Here is a 16,011-nt window from a genome sequence, read left to right on the forward strand (position 1 = left end):
GGTTCAGTGAGTGGCGATCCAGATCAGCAGGCCGGCCTGGAACACCGCGAAGGCGGTCAGGCAGGCGATGGTGAAGCGCAGGCTGGTGTCGTCGCGGCGGTAGTGGTTGATGCGCTGTTCCAGTTGGCGGATCTCCGCCTCCTGGGCCTGCAGGGTCTGCTCGGCCTGTTCCAGCATCGCCGCGGCGTCCAGCAGCGGCACGATCTGTACCTTGTCCTTGTGCCAATCGCTGTGCAGCTCGCTGACCCGGCCGGCGCTGTAGCGGGCCTTGAGCAACCGCTGGTCCTCATAGCTGACGTCGAAGCCCTGGGCGCGGATGAAATGGTCGCGGCGCAGGCGTGCGTCTTCGGTCAGGCCATCCTTCAGCGCCAGTGCGCCGCCTTCCACCTTGTAGTGGGCCCAGCGTCGTTGCGCCCAGGCGATCGCCTGGGCCAGCAGGAAACGGCCCAGCCCGCGGTTCAGGGGTTCCAGGCTGAGCCCGGCGTCCGAACCGAAACGCACTTCCTTGTTGCGATGATCGGCCCAGACCTCCAGCAGGTTCTGCTCCTTGCGCAGCATCAGGCCTGGCACCTGGATGCTCAGGCGCAGCAGGCTCTGGTCCGCGCTGTGCCGTTCGACCCTGCCGAGTTGGACGAAGCGCAGGGGGCGGGCGCCGGTCGCGCGGTCGGTGGGCAGCGGCGCCAGGCGGAGCAGGCGGAAATGCTCCGGCGCCAGTTCGGCCCAGGGGTGCGGCGGTTTCTTCTCGGCTTCTTCTGCGGCCGGTTGGGTATCGCTATCGATCATCGGACATCCTCTGGCCGGCCGCCTTCACGGGCCGGCTTTCAGAACTTGTCGGCGCGGGAAGCGATTTCTGTAGCGGCTCAGCGGCCTTTTTCCGCCTCTGCGCCGCGCAGGATGAAGCGGCTGACCGCCTCGACCAGTTGCCGGGCCAGCGGCAGGTTCGGGTCGTTGTAGGCGGAAAGCTGCTGCAGACCGGTGCTCGGGGCGATCCGCAGGATGTGGTTCATGCCGTCGATGAGCACCAGTTGCGAGTCGGGCTTGGCCCGCTGGAGCGCCTCGGCGTCGGCGACGCCGACCTGGATGTCATTGCGGCCCTGGACGATCAGGGTCGGGATGCGCAGGCGGCCGAACGCGCGGGCCGGGTCTTCGCGGAACAACGAGATCAGGTACGGTTGCACGCTGGGGCGGAGCAGGCTGGAGAGCGCCGGCGGGATATCGCCGCGGGTCTCGCCGGCCTTCAGCGAAGCCAGCACCGAGTCGGCCCGGCGCAGTTGCGCCGGCGGCAGGCGACCGCGCAGTTGCTCGCGCAACACCCGGTCGATGGGTTGGCCGCTGCCGGCGATGGCGATCAATTCCTCGGCCGGCGTGCGAGGCGCCGCCAGGCTGGCGATCAGCGCGCCTTCGCTATGGCCGACCAGGATCAGCCGGGAGAAGCGCGGGTCGCGGGCCAGCCGCTCGCTCCAGGCGACCACGTCGTCGACATAGACGCCGACGCTGAGGTCTTCCTCGCGTGGCGCCGCCGCCAGGCTGCGGGCGACTCCACGCTTGTCGTAGCGCACGCTGGCGATTCCGCGTTCGGCCAGGGCCTCGGCGAGACGCAGCAGGTAGCGGTTGTTGCCGCCGAAGGGGTTGTTGCCGTCGCGGTCGGTGGGACCGGAGCCGGCGACCAGCAGGACCACCGGCGGCGGCACGGCGCTGCGGGGTAGCAGCAAGGAGCCGCGCAGCACGCCGTGCCCGGTGTCCAGGTCGTAGGGGCGGTGCAGGATGCTGTTGGGAGCGGCGTGGGCCAGGCTGGCGAGCAGGCAGAACAGGGCGAGGAGGGCGCGCGGCATGGAGGTCTTCATGGGTCGATGATAGCGCTTTGATCGCGTCCTCCGGGGAAGGTTCGCAGGCCCGTCCCTGACGGGTATACTCCGATGTCTTTCCCTCTCGTCCTCACGCGGAGCCTCGCATGTCCGGCAACACCTACGGCAAGCTCTTCACCGTCACCACCGCAGGCGAAAGCCACGGCCCGGCGCTGGTCGCCATCGTCGATGGGTGCCCCCCGGGGCTGGAACTGTCCGCCCGGGACCTGCAACGCGACCTCGACCGGCGCAAGCCCGGCACCAGCCGGCACACCACCCAGCGCCAGGAAGCCGACGAGGTGGAGATTCTTTCCGGGGTGTTCGAGGGCAAGACCACCGGTACGCCGATCGGCCTGCTGATCCGCAACACCGACCAGAAATCCAAGGACTACTCGGCGATCAAGGACCTGTTCCGCCCGGCCCACGCCGACTACACCTACCACCACAAGTACGGCGTGCGCGACTACCGCGGCGGCGGCCGTTCCTCGGCGCGCGAGACCGCCATGCGCGTGGCCGCCGGGGCTATCGCCAAGAAATACCTGGCGGGCCTGGGCATCCAGGTGCGCGGCTACATGAGCCAGCTCGGGCCGATCGAGATTCCGTTCAGGAGCTGGGACAGCGTCGAGCAGAATGCCTTCTTCAGCCCCGACCCGGACAAGGTGCCGGAGCTGGAGGCCTACATGGACCAGTTGCGCCGCGACCAGGATTCGGTCGGGGCGAAGATCACCGTGGTTGCCGAAGGCGTGCCGCCGGGCCTGGGCGAGCCGATCTTCGACCGCCTGGACGCCGAACTGGCGCATGCGCTGATGAGCATCAACGCGGTGAAGGGCGTGGAGATCGGCGCCGGCTTCGCCAGCATCGCCCAGCGCGGCACCGAGCACCGCGACGAACTGACCCCGCAAGGCTTCCTGTCGAACAATGCCGGCGGCATCCTCGGCGGGATATCCTCCGGCCAGCCGATCGTCGCCCACCTGGCACTGAAGCCGACCTCCAGCATCACCACTCCCGGCCGTTCGATCGATACCGCCGGCGAGCCGGTGGACATGATCACCAAGGGTCGTCACGACCCGTGCGTCGGCATCCGCGCCACGCCGATCGCCGAGGCGATGATGGCCATCGTCCTGCTCGACCAGTTGCTGCGCCAGCGTGGGCAGAACGCCGACGTGCGCGTCGACACGCCGGTCCTGCCGCAGCTGTGAGGGCTGTGGCAGGCCGCGCTGCGGGACGGGTGAACGGCGGATCGTGACCAGCGCGGTTCCCTACTGGCGCCTGTCCAGCTTCTATTTCTTCTATTTCAGCCTGCTCGGCGCCACGGCGCCGTTCCTCGCCCTGTATTTCCATCACCTGGGCTTCCCCAGCCCGCGCATCGGCGAGCTGGTGGCGATTCCCATGCTGATGCGTTGCGTCGCGCCCAACCTGTGGGGCTGGCTGGGCGACCGCAGCGGCCAGCGCCTGGCCATCGTGCGCTTCGGCGCGGTATGCACGGCGCTGGGCTTCTCGCTGATCTTCGTCAGCCACAGCTACGCGTGGCTGGCCTTGGTGATGGCGTTGCACGCGTTCTTCTGGCACGCCGTGCTGCCGCAGTTCGAGGTCATCACCCTGGCCCACCTGCGCGAGCGCAGCGCCAGCTACAGCCGGATTCGCCTGTGGGGCTCGATCGGTTTCATCTGCACCGTGGTCGGTCTCGGCGCGCTGTTCGAGCGCCTGAGCCTGGATGTCTACCCGGCGACGCTGCTGGGTATCATGCTCGGCATCGTGCTGTGCAGCTGGTGGGTGCCCAACGCCCAGCCGACCCATCGCGAACCGCGCGAAGGCGAGGGCGGCTTCCTCGCCCAGTTGCGCCAGCCGGGCGTGCTGGCGTTCTACCTGTGCGTGTGCCTGATGCAGCTGTCCCATGGGCCGTACTACACCTTCCTGACCCTGCACCTGGAATCGCTGGGCTACAGCCGGGCGCTGATCGGTCTGCTCTGGGCGCTGGGGGTGGTCGCCGAGGTCATGCTGTTCCTCGTCATGCCACGCCTGCTGCAACGTTTCAGCCTGCGCCAGGTGCTGGCCGCGAGCTTCCTGCTGGCGTCGCTGCGCTGGCTGCTTCTCGGCAACCTGGCCGACAGCCTGGCGCTGCTGGTCTTTGCCCAGACGCTGCATGCCGCCACCTTCGGCAGTTTTCATGCGGCTGCCATCCATTTCGTGCAGCGTAGCTTCGGCCCGCGCCAGCAGGGACAGGGCCAGGCCCTGTATGCTGCGCTGGCCGGTACCGGCGGAGCCCTGGGCGCGCTGTATTCCGGCTATAGCTGGAACAGCCTGGGCCCTGCCTGGACCTTCGCCATCGCCAGCCTGGCAGCCTTGCTGGCAGCCGCTATCATCAGTACCCGTTTGCAAGAGGTGCGGGCATGAACGACAACCGTGAACAGCTGACCCAGCAGATCATCGACGCCGGCCGGTTCCTCTACGGCCGCGGCTGGTCACCGGCGACCAGCAGCAACTACTCCGCGCGCCTGGACGAACAGCGCGCGCTGCTCACCGTCTCGGGCAAGCACAAGGGCCAGTTGGGCTTCGACGACGTGCTGGCCACCGACCTGGCCGGCAACAGCCTGGAACCGGGCAAGAAACCCTCGGCGGAGACCCTCCTGCACACCCAGCTGTATGCCTGGAGCCCGGCGATCGGCGCGGTGCTGCATACCCACTCGGTGAATGCCACCGTGCTTTCCCGCCTGGTCCGCGGCGATCGCCTGGTGTTGCGGGACTACGAATTGCAGAAGGCCTTCGCCGGGGTCACCACCCACGAAGGACAGGTCGAGGTGCCGATCTTCGACAACGACCAGGACATCGCCCGCCTGGCCAGCCGCGTGCAGCCCTGGCTGGATGCGCATCCGCACTGCCCGGGGTATTTGATCCGCGGCCACGGGCTGTACACTTGGGGCGCGCGCATGAGCGATGCCCTGCGTCAGGTGGAAGCTTTCGAGTTTCTGTTCGAGTGTGAACTGAAAGTACTGAGTCTGAGCCGATGAGCAGCCTTACCGTCTATCACGAGAACCAGCCGGAGCAGCCGCTGAAGCTGCTGACCCATGCCGAGGACATCGCTTCGACCCTGGCCGAGGTCGGCGTCCGTTTCGAACGCTGGGAAGCCGCCGCGCCCATCGCCGCCGGCGCCAGCCAGGACGAGGTGGTCGCCGCCTACGCCCACGAGATCGAGCGGCTCAAGCGCGAGCGCGGCTACATCACCGTGGACGTGGTCAGCCTGAACAGCGACCACCCGCAGAAGGCCGAGTTGCGCGCCAAGTTCCTCGACGAGCACCGCCATGGCGAGGACGAGGTGCGCTTCTTCGTGGCCGGGCGCGGCCTGTTCGTCCTGCATATCGAGGAGCATGTCTACGCCGTGCTCTGCGAGCGCAACGACCTGATCTCGGTGCCGGCCGGCACCCGCCACTGGTTCGACATGGGCGAGCACCCGCATTTCGTCGCCGTGCGCCTGTTCAACAACCCGGAGGGCTGGGTCGCCCAGTTCACCGGCGACGACATCGCCAGCCGCTTCCCCCTGCTGGAAGACTGAGCGAGGCACCGTCCCATCCGTCACCATCCGCGCCCCCGGTCCTGCCGGGGGCGGTTTCATCCGGAGTCCGCATGACCATCAAAGCCATCCTCACCGACATCGAAGGCACCACCAGCGCGGTCAGCTTCGTTTTCGACGTGCTGTTTCCCTATGCCGCCCGGCACCTGCCGGGCTTCGTCCGCGAACACGCCGGGGAGACCGAGGTAGCCGCACAGTTGGCGGCGGTGCGTGCCGAGAGCGGTGAGGCGGACGCCGATGTCGAGCGGACGATCGCGATCCTCCTGCAATGGATCGCCGAGGACCGCAAGGCGACGCCGCTGAAGGCCCTGCAAGGCATGGTCTGGGCCCAGGGCTACCGCGACGGTCAGTTGAAGGGCCACGTCTACCCGGACGCGGTGCAGGCGCTGCGCGAGTGGAAGGCCCGTGGGCTGGACCTGTACGTCTATTCCTCCGGCTCGATCCAGGCGCAGAAGCTGATCTTCGGCTGTTCCGAGGCCGGCGACCTGGGCTCGCTGTTTTCCGGCTACTTCGACACTACCAGCGGGCCGAAGCGGGAAAGCGCCTCCTATGCGCGGATCGCCGGGGCCATCGGCCTGCCGGCCGCGGAGATCCTTTTCCTTTCCGACGTCGTGCAGGAGCTGGATGCAGCGCGCGACGCGGGCATGCGCACGCTCGGCCTGGCCCGCGAAGGCGGCAGCCTTGACGGCCATCCGACGGTGGCCAGCTTCGCCGACATCGTCGTGGAGTGAACGCGCCGGCTATCCTGAGGGAACTCTCTTGCTCGGGAGCATCGCGCCATGGGTTCCACCCTCAGCGGGCTGATCAGCCTGGTCATCCTGGCCCTGGATATCTGGGCCATCGTCAACATCCTGAAAAGCGCTGCGGAAACCGGGATGAAGATCATCCGGGTCCTGGTGATCATCGTCCTGCCGGTGCTCGGCCTGATCATCTGGGCCATCGCCGGCCCGCGCGGCAACCTCAGGTTGTAGCCTCCCGCCGCGGCGCTAGCCGCCTGCGGCGTAGTGGTTCCACAGGTGGATCGCAGCGTAGGCGCGCCAAGGCCGCCAGGCCTCGGCGCGGGCCTTGAGGCTGCGCGCATCGATGCCTTGCGTCCCCCAGACCGTGGATTTCAGCAGGCCGAGGTCGGCGGCGGGGAAGGCGTCGGCTTCGCCCATGGCACGCAGGGCTATGTATTCGGCGGTCCAGGGGCCGATGCCGGGCAGCGCGCAGAGGCGCTCCACCAGGGCCTCGGGGCCGTCCGCCAGGTCCAGGCTCAGCTCTCCCGAGGCGATCGCCGCGGCGAAGCGTTGCAGCGTCTGTACCCGTTTGCCGGGCATGCCGATGCCGTCGAGGTTGGCTTGCGCCAGCGCGGCGGGCGTCGGGAACAGGTGGCTGATGCCGGCGTAGCCGAGATTTTCCAGCGGCTCGCCGAGGCGCTGGATCAGGCGCCCGGTGATGGTCACCGCGGCCTTCACCGTGACCTGCTGGCCGACGATGGCGCGCACCGCCTGTTCGAAGGGGTCGAAGGCCACCGGCAGGCGCAGCCCCGGATTGGCGGCCACCAGCGGGCCGAGCAGGGGATCCCCGGCGAAATGCCGGGCGATGGCGGCCGGGTCGCTGTCCAGGTCGAACATCCGGCGGACCCGTGCCTCGAGTTCGGCGGCCAGGGCCTGGGCGGACGGGCTGAGGCTCAGCGCCAGGGCCTGGCGTTCCGCCAGCGGTCGCACCTCGAACCAGGCCGGGCGGCCGTTGGCCCGGAAGCTGCGGGCATAATGGTCGTCGCCCAGGCTTTCGACACCGGCGAGCAGGCGCAGGGCGAAATGCTGGTGGAACTGGCGCCATTCCCAGGGTGACTGGTAGGGCAGGTGCAGGACGAGGGGAGAGGTAGGCTGGCTCATGGGCAGACGATACCTGTCCGGCGCAGCCGGCGCCATCCGCCGGCGGGGTTCGACCTGTCATTGCCGCCAGCGTAGAATGCGCGCCTTTCTTCGCGGCGCGGGCAAGTCCCGCTGCCAGATTGCAGCCTTACCAGGGAGATCCCGGCCCATGAGCGATTATCAGGAAACTCTGTACCAGGGCTACGGCCAGCGCTTCAGCATCGACAACATGCTGCATGAGGTGCGCACCGAGCACCAGCACCTGGTGATTTTCGAAAACGCCCGGATGGGCCGGGTGATGGCGCTCGACGGAGTGATCCAGACCACCGAGGCCGACGAGTTCATCTACCACGAGATGCTCACCCACGTGCCGATCCTCGCCCACGGCGCGGCCCGGCGCGTGCTGATCATCGGCGGCGGCGACGGCGGCATGCTGCGCGAGGTGGCCAAGCACAAGAGCGTCGAGCGGATCACCATGGTCGAGATCGACGGCACCGTGGTCGACATGTGCAAGGAGTTCCTGCCCAACCACTCCCAGGGCGCCTTCGACGACCCGCGGCTGAACCTGGTGATCGACGACGGCATGCGCTTCGTGGCTACCACGGAAGAACGCTTCGACGTGATCATCTCCGACTCCACCGACCCGATCGGCCCTGGCGAGGTGCTGTTCTCCGAGAACTTCTACCAGGCCTGCCGGCGCTGCCTGAACGAGGGTGGCATCCTGGTCACCCAGAACGGCACGCCGTTCATGCAACTGGAGGAAGTGCGCACCACGGCCGCACGTACCGACGGGCTGTTCGCCGACTGGCATTTCTACCAGGCGGCGGTGCCGACCTATATCGGCGGCGCCATGACCTTCGCCTGGGGCTCGACCCGCGAAGGCCTGCGTCGCCTTCCGCTGGAAACGCTGCGCCAGCGCTTCCGCGACAGCGGCATCGCCACCCGCTACTACAACGCCGATATCCACCTGGGCGCGTTTGCTCTGCCGCAGTATGTGCTGCAGGCCATCGGCAAGCAGGACAACGACTGACGCTTCATCAGGAAGGGCCGCAAGGCCCTTTTTCATGCGTCGCTCCGACATCCCCTGTTACTGCCAGCTAACATTTTTTTCACAATCGATCCGGGAAAATCTGCGCGCTTTTTTCCGTTGCCATGGCTATAAATGGCAGTTTTGTCCTTGAGTGCATCGAATGCTGACCAAACGATTGCGCCAGAGCGGCGTAGTAGTCTCCTGCCTGCTCGGTAGCGTCCTCTTCATCGCCCTGGCCTTCCTCGGCTGGCAGCGTTTCGCCCCGGCAGCCACCGTCTCCGGCTGGACCTACCGGGTAGTGCTCGAGGACATTCCCCACGTCAGCGCCCTGGCCCGCGACCCGGACGGCCTGCTCTACGTGAGCCAGGAGTTGCAGGACGGCAAGGGCCTGGTGTTCCGCGTCGCCGCCGATGGCAGCCGCGATACGGTGCTCGACGGGCTGTCCAAGCCCGACGGCATGGCCAGCTTCCGCGACGGCATCGCGATCAGCCAGGAGCAGGGCGCCTCTCCGGTGTTCTGGTGGCATGCCCAGCAGGCCCGGCCGCTGTTCGACGGCATCCAGGTGGAGGGCGTCGCCAGCGACGGCCGCTACCTGTACGCCGCCGAGGATCGCGACCTGGACGGGCGGATTCTCCGCTACGACCCGGAGACGGGCGGACTGACGATACTGCGCGAGGGGTTGCAGCGCTCCGAAGGGGTGGCCGCCTGCCCGGACGGAAGCGTCTTCTACACGGAAAAGAAACGCGGCCACGTCATGCGTCTGCACGAGGGGGCCGAGGACGAGGTGGTGCTGAACGGACTGAATGCACCGAGTTTTCTGCTGTGCGACAGCGAAGGCCTGTGGATCACCGAGGACTCGACGCATAACGCGCGAGCCTTGCTGCTGCCGCCCGACGGGCCGCTGCAGGTGATCGTACGGCGCCTGCGTTCCGCACAGTCCCTACTGCCCATCGGGCCCGGCCGCTACCTGCTGGCCGAGCAGGGGCGGGACCGCATTCTCGAAATCGAACGACAGAAGAGCGAATTGTAAACATGGACCAAACGGAAGTCCGAACCACCCAATCGCCCCCACGGCTGTTCCAGCCCACCATCCGCAGTCACCTGGCGTTCACCGCGCTCAGCGCGCTGGTGCTGCTGGTCATGTTCAGCCTGCTGCGCCTGGCCTTGCTGATCTACAACCGCGAACTGATCGGCGCGACTCCGGCGAGCACCTTCCTCGAAGCGTTCGGCAACGGCGTGCGTTTCGACCTGCGGGTCGTCGTCTATGCCGTGGCGCCGCTGGTGCTGTCGCTGTTCGCGGTACGTGCGATGGCCGCTCGCGGCCTGTTCCGTACATGGCTGACGCTGTTCGCCAGCATCACCCTGTTCCTCGGCGTACTCGAACTGGACTTCTACCGCGAGTTCCACCAGCGTTTGAACAGCCTGGTCTTCCAGTACATGTCGGAAGACCCGAAGACCGTCATGAGCATGCTCTGGTACGGCTTCCCGGTGGTCCGCTACCTGCTGGCCTGGGCCTTCGCCACCTGGGTGCTGTACCGGGTGTTCAAGGCCATCGACCTGGCGACCCGCCCGAGCCAGCGCAAGCCGCGCGAAGACAGCGTGATCGCCCGGCCGGGCGCTGCCGCGCCCTGGTACGTGCGCGGCGTGGTGCTGTTCCTCTGCGTGCTGGTCTGCGTCCTCGCCGCCCGCGGCACCCTGCGCCAGGGCCCGCCGCTGCGCTGGGGCGATGCCTTCACCACCGAATCCATGTTCGCCAACCAACTGGGCCTGAACGGCACCCTGACCCTGGTCAAGGCGGCCAAGGAGCGCTTCTCCGAAGACCGCGCGAACATCTGGAAGGCCACCCTGGACGACAAGGTCGCCCTGGAGACCACCCGGCAGATGTTGCTGACCCCCAACGACAAGCTGGTGGACGCCGACGAGGCCGCGGTGCGCCGCGAGTTCACCCCGCCGGCGGCGAATACCCTGCCGATCCGCAACGTGGTGGTGGTCCTGCTGGAAAGCTTCGCCGGCCACTATGTCGGTGCCCTGGGCGCGCCGGGCAACATCACGCCGTATTTCGACAAGCTGTCGAAGGAAGGCCTGCTGTTCACCCAGTTCTTCTCCAACGGCACCCATACCCACCAGGGCATGTTCGCCACCATGGCCTGCTTCCCCAATCTGCCGGGCTTCGAATACCTGATGCAAACCCCGGAGGGCGGCCACAAGTTCTCCGGCCTGCCGCAGTTGCTCAGCGCCCGCCAGTACGAGGACGTCTACGTCTACAACGGCGATTTCGCCTGGGACAACCAGTCCGGCTTCTTCAGCAACCAGGGCATGACCACCTTCATCGGCCGCAACGACTATGTCGACCCGGTGTTCTCCGATCCGACCTGGGGCGTCTCCGACCAGGACATGTTCGCCCGTGGCAACGAGGAGCTGGACAAGCTGGCGAGCACCGGCAAGCCGTTCTATGCGCTGTTGCAGAGCCTCTCCAACCACGTGCCCTATGCGTTGCCGAAGGACCTGCCGGTGGAGCGCGTGACCGGCTACGGTTCGCTCGACGAGCACCTGACCGCCATGCGCTATTCCGATTGGGCGCTGGGCCAGTTCTTCGAGAAGGCGAAGAAGTCGCCGTACTACAAGGACACCCTTTTCGTGGTGGTCGGCGACCATGGCTTCGGCAGCCCCGAGCAGCTCACCGAGATGGACCTGCACCGCTTCAACGTGCCGCTGCTGCTGATCGCCCCCGGCATCCAGGAGAAGTTCGGTACCCACCTGCCGACCGTCGGTACCCAGGTCGACATCGTGCCGACCATCATGGGCCTGCTCGGCGGCGAGACCGTCCACCAGTGCTGGGGCCGCGACCTGCTGAACCTGCCGGAAGGCGACAAGGGCTTCGGCGTGATCAAGCCGTCGGGCAGCGAGCAGAACGTCGCCATCGTCTCCGGCAACCGCATCCTGGTGCGGCCGAAGGACGGTGACGTGCGCGTCTACGATTACCAGTTGGGCGGCGATGCCAAGGCGGTGATCACCAAGGACGTGCCGGACCAGGCCGAGCTGCAGAAGAAGCTGGAGTCGTTCATCCAGACCGCGACCAAGAGCCTGCTGGACAATACCGCGGGCGTGGTACACGGGATCCCGGACAAGGACTGACCCGTAGCAAGCATGCGAAAGGGGCCTTCGGGCCCCTTTTTTTCGGCGCCAGGTCGCAGCGTCTTTCGTCGTCGGTGCCGAGGCGGCCGCCCTGCCCGATAGCGATCAGGGCGTATCCGTCTGCTGGCTTTCCAGCCAGCGCAGGACTTCGGCGGTGGCCTGGATCAGGTCCGCCGGTATGTACTGGTCGACATTGCCGTCGCGCAGCAGCGCCCGTGCCAGCGGAACTCGTTGCAGCACCGGGATTCCTTCTTCCTCGGCGATGCGCCGGACCCGCAGGGCCAGGGCGTCGGTGTGCTTCAGGGTGACCAGCGGCAGGGGCGTTTCGCCGCGTCGATAGCGTATGCCGATGGCGACGTGGGTCGGGTTGGCGACGATCACCGAGGAGCGCCGGACATCCGCGCGCAGGTTGCTCGATTGCAGTTCCTGATGGAATTGCCGGCGCTTGCTCTTGATCTCCGGGCTGCCCTCCATCTCCTTGTACTCGCGCTTCACTTCGTCCTTGCTCATGCGCAACTGCTTGTAGTGCTGATGGCGTTCGAAGGCGTAGTCGGCGACGGCAATCGCCAGGAAGCCGACCGCGCAGACCAGCATCAGCTGCCTGAGCATCAGCCCGCTCACCGGTGCCACGCAGTCCAGCCCGCAGGCGGGAATCCGCAGGAGGCTGGCCAGGTTGCCCTGCAAGGTCAGCCAGACCAGCAGGGAGAGCAGGGCGACCTTCAGGGTCGACTTGAGGAACTCCACCAGGCTCCGGATCGAGAAGATCTTCTTCGCGCCCTCCACCGGGTTGATCTTCTTCAGGTCCGGCTTGACGCTGTCGAGGCTGAGCAGGAAACCGTACTGGCCGACATGGCTGAGCAGCACCACCAGCGCCGCGACCAGCAGGACCGGCGCCAGGAGGTAGAGGAGTTCCTGGAGAAGGTTCTCCAGGATGGTCTCCAGCGCCTGGCGAAACGGCAGGTCGATGTACTCGGCGGGCAGCAGGAGCAGCTTGCCGAGATGCTCCAGGTAGTAGTCGGAAAAGCCCATCAGCAGCGCCACCAGCGACAGGATCAACGCGCTGGAGACAATTTCCTTGCTCTTCACCACCTGGCCCTGCCGGCGGGCGTCGCGCAGCTTCTTCGCCGTGGGCTGCTCGGTCTTCTCGGCGCTCATGGCGTCTCCAGCACTGGCCGCAGCAGGCGCAGCGGGTCGACGGCGAGCAGCAGGGCATCGTAGGCGTGCTCCATGAGGATGCCCAGGTAGAGCACCAGCAGCAGGCTGGCCACCAGGCTCTTGATCGGCATGGCGAGGATGAACACGTTCAGCGACGGAGCGAAGCGGCTGACCAGCGCCAGGCCGAACTCGGCGAGGAACATGGCGATCAGCAGCGGCGCGGCGAACAGCGCGCAGAGCATCAGCATCTGCGAGAACTGCGCGTAGAAGAATGCCACCCATTGGCTGCCGAGCTGCGGGAAGAAACTGCTCACCGGCCAACTGGCATAGCTCCTGAACAGCGAGCCGACCAGCGCGAGGAAGGCGCCGCCGGAGAAGAACAGGGTGATCAGCGTCTGCGTCAGCAACAGCCCGGTGGGGCTGGTCTGGCTGCCCAGGCTGGGGTTGAGGGTCGAGGCGAGTGCCGCGCCACGCTGGTTGTCGATGATGAAGCCGGTCGCTTCCATGGCCCAGAAGGGAATGGTGGCGACGAAGCCGATGAGCAGGCCGAGCAGCACTTCCTTGCCGATCAGCAGGGCGATGTCCAGCGCGCCGAGGGCCGGCGGCAGGCTGCCGGCGACGATGGGGTAGGCGAACAGCGCCAGCGAGCAGGCCACGCCGTTGCGCACCAGGCCGCCGCCCAGGGTCTGCTTGGCCAGCACCGGCAGGACCACGAAGCAACTGATGATCCGCGGCAGCAGCAGGCTGTAGGTCAGCAGCAGTTGCTGCAGGTCCTGGACGCTCATCGCACCAGCGGCACCTTCAGCAGGGTCATTTCGGCGAAACGGTACAGCTCGCCGCCCAGCCAGCCGCTGGTGGCGAACAGTACCACCACCACGGCCACCAGCTTGGCGACGAAGCCGAGGGTCTGCTCCTGGATCTGGGCGAGCGCCTGGACCAGCGATACCAGGGTGCCGATCAGGGCCGCGACCAGTACCGGCGGCAGCGACAGGACCAGCACCAGCCACAGGGTCTGGTTGGTGAAGTGGAGGATGTCGGCGCTGCTCATGGTCAGCCTCCGTAGCTGATGACCAGGCCGTGGGTCAGCCGCGCCCAGCCGTCGAGGAGGACGAACAGCAGCAGCTTGAACGGCAGGGAAATGGTCATCGGCGACACCATCATCATGCCCATCGCCAGGAGGATGTTGGAGATGATCAGGTCGATGGCGATGAAGGGCAGGTAGATCAGGAAGCCGATCTCGAAGGCACGGGTCAGTTCGCTGACGGTGAAGGCCGGCAGCAGGATCAGCAGGCTGTCCGGGTCGAGCCGCTCGGCGTATTCGCTGGGCCAGACCTGGCGGGTACTTTCCATGAAGAAGGTGTGTTCGCGCTCCTGGATCTGCCGCTTGAGGAAGTTCCGGTAGGGCGCCATGCCCTCGTCGAGAAAGCGTTCCACCGATGCCGAGTCGCTCAGGCTGACATCGTGGTTGCGCAGGTAGTCGCGGGTGGCGAAGCCGACCGGTGCCATCACGTACAGGCTGAGGATGATCGCCAGCCCGTACATCGCCATGTTCGGCGGAATCTGCTGGACGCCCAGGGCATTGCGCAGCAGCGAGAAGACCACGGTCATCTTGATGAAGGAGGTCGCCATCACCGCGATGAACGGTACCAGCGCGAGCAGGGCCAGGCCGAGGATCAGGCCGAGCTCGTCGGGCAACTGGATCATGCTTCGTCGTGTCCGAACAGGCGGGTTACGCGCACCCCGAGCCGGTCCTGGAGCCTGACCAGTTCGCCGATACCGAGGCAGCGCTGGTTGGCGAGGATGCGCACTTCGCCGTCCAGGGCGCTGTCGAGATCGAGCAGCGAGCCTGGCTGCAGGGTCGAGAGGGTATGCAGGTCCAGGGTGCGGCGGCCGACCTCGAAGCTGACCGGGATCGGCAGTTGGTCGAGTTCGTGCAGGTCCTCGCTGTCGGCGAGGGAGGGGTTGTCGTGCATGTCGAGCAGTTCCAGTTGCGTGGAGTGGAGTTGGCAGCGCGCCCAGGGGCGTCCTTCGAGAACCCCCAGCAGCGCTGCGTCGGGGCGATGACCGGCAGGCAGCAGCAACAGGTCGCCGGGCTCCAGGGTGCGCAGCTCGCCGGCCTCCAGCGGCAGGCCGGGCCATTGCAGCGACAGGCGCAGCGGTATGGCCAGGCGTTGCGCCGAGGGGCGCGGCGGCAGGCGTGCCAGCAGCGTCGCGGGATCGCCGTCGAGCCAGAGCGCCAGGCGCTGGTCGTCGCGCTCCAGGCTCAGGCGCAGGCCCATCGCAGCGCGCGGTTGCGTCGGGCTCAGGCCGTACCAGACCAGGCCGGGAAAGACGTTGCCTTCGCGTTCCAGCAAGGCCAGTTGCAGGGCCGCCGGCAGGCTGGCGAAGGCTGCCTCCTGCAGGTTCGGCGCGAGCCAACGGGCCAGCGCCGGAGCCTGGCAGAGAAAGCGCAGGGGCAGGCCGTCCCACGCCAGGCTCAGTTCGAGATCGACGTCGGGGGCGGCCTGGGCGATGTCCAGGCGCGCTTGCAAAGCGTTGCCGACATAGTGGCGACGGCAACGTGCGAGACGTCGCTGGAGATCCAGTTCGGCGCGGCTGGCGAGCGGCAGGTCGAGGTCCGTACCGTTCATTCGGCTTGCCACTCTTCATGCAGGTAGCGACGTTGCCGCGAGCGCTGGCCGCTGTCCTGCTGCTGGTTGAAGGTGAGTTGCACCGGTTGTTCCGGATGCAGCCGTTGCAGGCGTTCGAGCAACTCGCCACGGGCTTGCTGGAGCAACGCCAGGCTGCCGGGGCTGGCACTGATCTCGACCTGCAACTGGCCATGGCCATGCAGGACCTGCACCTCCACGGCGCCGAGCTGGGGCAGTCGCACCAGCAGGCGCGCCGCATGGCTTTCGGCTGCGCTGGCGACCTGGATGCGCCCCTGCACGGCATCGAGCAGGCGCGCGAGATCGGTCGGCGGCAGTGGCCGGCTCCCGTTCGATGCCAGCAGGCGTGCCAGCAGGCGGTCGCCGGGGGTTTGCATGGTGGGCAGTGGCACAGGCGCTTGGTCGTCGGGGGGCGGTGCGGATGGAGCGGTTTCTCCGGGTTGTCGACGCTCTTCTCCGTGGCCTTCGCCGCCCGCTGTCGGCGCGGGCGGCGAAGCCTGGACACTGGCCTGCGCCGTGGGCGCGACCTCGGCTGCGGTTTTCGCCGGGAAGCTGGGGCCGGGCTGTGGCCGCTCATGCGTCCGGCCTGCGATTTGCGGGTGGGAGGACACCGGCACCAGCGGCGGTTCGTCGACCGGGGGCGTCGAAACGCTGGCCGGCTCCCGGGCTTGCGTGGACGCCGCGACGCGCGTGGAGACCGCCGGGGCTTGCCGTGCTACCGATCCGGACGGCGACACTGTTGGCGTTGGCGTTGGCGTTGGCGTTGGCGTTG

General features: G+C 67.3%; 18 protein-coding genes. 9 read left to right on the forward strand and 9 right to left on the reverse strand.

What is annotated here, in order from left to right; translation table 11 throughout:
- Positions 1-3: 3 nt before the first annotated feature.
- Both HMPREF2886_RS07435 and HMPREF2886_RS07440 read right to left on the reverse strand, forming a co-directional pair.
- Positions 4-783, reverse strand: coding sequence for a hypothetical protein (locus HMPREF2886_RS07435; RefSeq protein ID WP_033973951.1), 780 nt, complete (start codon positions 781-783; stop codon positions 4-6).
- A 77-nt stretch (positions 784-860) separates the two neighbouring features.
- Positions 861-1,844, reverse strand: coding sequence for an alpha/beta hydrolase (locus tag HMPREF2886_RS07440; protein WP_033973952.1), 984 nt, complete (start codon positions 1,842-1,844; stop codon positions 861-863).
- A 107-nt stretch (positions 1,845-1,951) separates the two neighbouring features.
- Here HMPREF2886_RS07440 and aroC point away from each other — a divergent pair, with 107 nt between their 5' ends.
- The 6 genes from aroC to HMPREF2886_RS07470 all read left to right on the forward strand — a co-directional run bounded on the left by aroC (position 1,952) and on the right by HMPREF2886_RS07470 (position 6,383).
- Positions 1,952-3,043: a chorismate synthase gene (gene aroC, locus HMPREF2886_RS07445; RefSeq protein WP_003087653.1), complete on the forward strand. Its 1,092-nt coding sequence runs from the start codon at positions 1,952-1,954 to the stop codon at positions 3,041-3,043.
- 43 nt (positions 3,044-3,086) lie between these two features.
- On the forward strand, positions 3,087-4,238 hold the full coding sequence (locus HMPREF2886_RS07450; protein WP_070747036.1) for an MFS transporter: 1,152 nt from the start codon (positions 3,087-3,089) through the stop codon (positions 4,236-4,238).
- Entirely contained in the window at positions 4,235-4,852 is a 618-nt protein-coding gene (locus HMPREF2886_RS07455; RefSeq protein WP_070747038.1) for a methylthioribulose 1-phosphate dehydratase, read from the forward strand. Before HMPREF2886_RS07450 ends, HMPREF2886_RS07455 begins: the two co-directional genes overlap by 4 nt.
- A complete protein-coding gene (locus HMPREF2886_RS07460) occupies positions 4,849-5,394 on the forward strand; it encodes a 1,2-dihydroxy-3-keto-5-methylthiopentene dioxygenase (RefSeq protein ID WP_033973955.1) in 546 nt (181 codons plus the stop codon). The genes HMPREF2886_RS07455 and HMPREF2886_RS07460 overlap by 4 nt, the downstream gene beginning before the upstream one ends.
- Before the next feature lie 71 nt (positions 5,395-5,465).
- A complete protein-coding gene (gene mtnC, locus HMPREF2886_RS07465; protein WP_070747041.1) occupies positions 5,466-6,143 on the forward strand; it encodes an acireductone synthase in 678 nt (225 codons plus the stop codon).
- Between the two features lie 48 nt (positions 6,144-6,191).
- Positions 6,192-6,383, forward strand: coding sequence for a PLDc N-terminal domain-containing protein (locus HMPREF2886_RS07470; protein ID WP_033973958.1), 192 nt, complete (start codon positions 6,192-6,194; stop codon positions 6,381-6,383).
- A gap of 15 nt (positions 6,384-6,398) precedes the next feature.
- Here the strand turns inward: HMPREF2886_RS07470 and HMPREF2886_RS07475 are convergent, their stop codons facing one another.
- Positions 6,399-7,292, reverse strand: a complete 894-nt coding sequence (locus HMPREF2886_RS07475) for a DNA-3-methyladenine glycosylase family protein (RefSeq protein WP_070747043.1) — start codon at positions 7,290-7,292, stop codon at positions 6,399-6,401.
- A gap of 148 nt (positions 7,293-7,440) precedes the next feature.
- Between HMPREF2886_RS07475 and speE the strand changes: the two genes are divergently transcribed.
- From speE to HMPREF2886_RS07490, 3 genes are all read left to right on the forward strand, one after another.
- Positions 7,441-8,301 carry a polyamine aminopropyltransferase gene (gene speE / locus HMPREF2886_RS07480; RefSeq protein ID WP_003103196.1) on the forward strand — a complete coding sequence of 287 codons (861 nt, stop codon included), beginning with the start codon at positions 7,441-7,443 and terminating at the stop codon, positions 8,299-8,301.
- Positions 8,302-8,461: 160 nt separating this feature from the next.
- A complete protein-coding gene (locus tag HMPREF2886_RS07485) occupies positions 8,462-9,331 on the forward strand; it encodes an NHL repeat-containing protein (RefSeq protein WP_033973960.1) in 870 nt (289 codons plus the stop codon).
- Between the two features lie 2 nt (positions 9,332-9,333).
- Positions 9,334-11,436 carry an LTA synthase family protein gene (locus HMPREF2886_RS07490; protein ID WP_003144785.1) on the forward strand — a complete coding sequence of 701 codons (2,103 nt, stop codon included), beginning with the start codon at positions 9,334-9,336 and terminating at the stop codon, positions 11,434-11,436.
- 105 nt (positions 11,437-11,541) lie between these two features.
- Here HMPREF2886_RS07490 and pscU read toward each other — a convergent pair whose 3' ends face one another.
- The 6 genes from pscU to pscP all read right to left on the reverse strand — a co-directional run.
- Positions 11,542-12,591: a SctU family type III secretion system export apparatus subunit PscU gene (pscU, locus tag HMPREF2886_RS07495; RefSeq protein ID WP_033973963.1), complete on the reverse strand. Its 1,050-nt coding sequence runs from the start codon at positions 12,589-12,591 to the stop codon at positions 11,542-11,544.
- Positions 12,588-13,376 carry a SctT family type III secretion system export apparatus subunit PscT gene (gene pscT, locus HMPREF2886_RS07500; protein WP_023114220.1) on the reverse strand — a complete coding sequence of 263 codons (789 nt, stop codon included), beginning with the start codon at positions 13,374-13,376 and terminating at the stop codon, positions 12,588-12,590. Before pscT ends, pscU begins: the two co-directional genes overlap by 4 nt.
- Complete coding sequence (gene pscS, locus HMPREF2886_RS07505; RefSeq protein WP_070747045.1) at positions 13,373-13,639, reverse strand: SctS family type III secretion system export apparatus subunit PscS; 267 nt, start codon at positions 13,637-13,639, stop codon at positions 13,373-13,375. The genes pscT and pscS overlap by 4 nt, the downstream gene beginning before the upstream one ends.
- Positions 13,640-13,641: 2 nt before the next feature.
- Complete coding sequence (pscR, locus tag HMPREF2886_RS07510; RefSeq protein ID WP_003087674.1) at positions 13,642-14,295, reverse strand: SctR family type III secretion system export apparatus subunit PscR; 654 nt, start codon at positions 14,293-14,295, stop codon at positions 13,642-13,644.
- Positions 14,292-15,221 carry a SctQ family type III secretion system cytoplasmic ring protein PscQ gene (gene pscQ, locus HMPREF2886_RS07515; protein ID WP_070747047.1) on the reverse strand — a complete coding sequence of 310 codons (930 nt, stop codon included), beginning with the start codon at positions 15,219-15,221 and terminating at the stop codon, positions 14,292-14,294. Before pscQ ends, pscR begins: the two co-directional genes overlap by 4 nt.
- The coding region (gene pscP, locus HMPREF2886_RS34715) for a type III secretion system needle length determinant PscP (protein ID WP_177344445.1) at positions 15,218-16,011 on the reverse strand (794 nt) is incomplete at its 5' end. The genes pscP and pscQ, both read right to left, overlap by 4 nt.

Origin of the sequence: Pseudomonas sp. HMSC066A08 (genome assembly GCF_001813025.1) — a bacterium.
In the GTDB taxonomy this organism is placed as follows: Bacteria; Pseudomonadota; Gammaproteobacteria; order Pseudomonadales; family Pseudomonadaceae; genus Pseudomonas; species Pseudomonas aeruginosa.

Bases quoted from the DNA above. Each gene is read 5' to 3' on its own strand.
- pscR (WP_003087674.1), bottom strand. From the start codon at position 14,295: ATGATCCAGTTGCCCGACGAGCTCGGCCTGATCCTCGGCCTGGCCCTG.
- aroC (WP_003087653.1), top strand. From the start codon at position 1,952: ATGTCCGGCAACACCTACGGCAAGCTCTTCACCGTCACCACCGCAGGC.
- pscU (WP_033973963.1), bottom strand. From the start codon at position 12,591: ATGAGCGCCGAGAAGACCGAGCAGCCCACGGCGAAGAAGCTGCGCGAC.
- HMPREF2886_RS07485 (WP_033973960.1), top strand. From the start codon at position 8,462: ATGCTGACCAAACGATTGCGCCAGAGCGGCGTAGTAGTCTCCTGCCTG.
- HMPREF2886_RS07475 (WP_070747043.1), bottom strand. From the start codon at position 7,292: ATGAGCCAGCCTACCTCTCCCCTCGTCCTGCACCTGCCCTACCAGTCA.
- mtnC (WP_070747041.1), top strand. From the start codon at position 5,466: ATGACCATCAAAGCCATCCTCACCGACATCGAAGGCACCACCAGCGCG.
- pscS (WP_070747045.1), bottom strand. From the start codon at position 13,639: ATGAGCAGCGCCGACATCCTCCACTTCACCAACCAGACCCTGTGGCTG.
- pscQ (WP_070747047.1), bottom strand. From the start codon at position 15,221: ATGAACGGTACGGACCTCGACCTGCCGCTCGCCAGCCGCGCCGAACTG.
- HMPREF2886_RS07460 (WP_033973955.1), top strand. From the start codon at position 4,849: ATGAGCAGCCTTACCGTCTATCACGAGAACCAGCCGGAGCAGCCGCTG.
- HMPREF2886_RS07470 (WP_033973958.1), top strand. From the start codon at position 6,192: ATGGGTTCCACCCTCAGCGGGCTGATCAGCCTGGTCATCCTGGCCCTG.
- HMPREF2886_RS07435 (WP_033973951.1), bottom strand. From the start codon at position 783: ATGATCGATAGCGATACCCAACCGGCCGCAGAAGAAGCCGAGAAGAAA.
- HMPREF2886_RS07490 (WP_003144785.1), top strand. From the start codon at position 9,334: ATGGACCAAACGGAAGTCCGAACCACCCAATCGCCCCCACGGCTGTTC.
- HMPREF2886_RS07455 (WP_070747038.1), top strand. From the start codon at position 4,235: ATGAACGACAACCGTGAACAGCTGACCCAGCAGATCATCGACGCCGGC.
- speE (WP_003103196.1), top strand. From the start codon at position 7,441: ATGAGCGATTATCAGGAAACTCTGTACCAGGGCTACGGCCAGCGCTTC.
- pscT (WP_023114220.1), bottom strand. From the start codon at position 13,376: ATGAGCGTCCAGGACCTGCAGCAACTGCTGCTGACCTACAGCCTGCTG.
- HMPREF2886_RS07440 (WP_033973952.1), bottom strand. From the start codon at position 1,844: ATGAAGACCTCCATGCCGCGCGCCCTCCTCGCCCTGTTCTGCCTGCTC.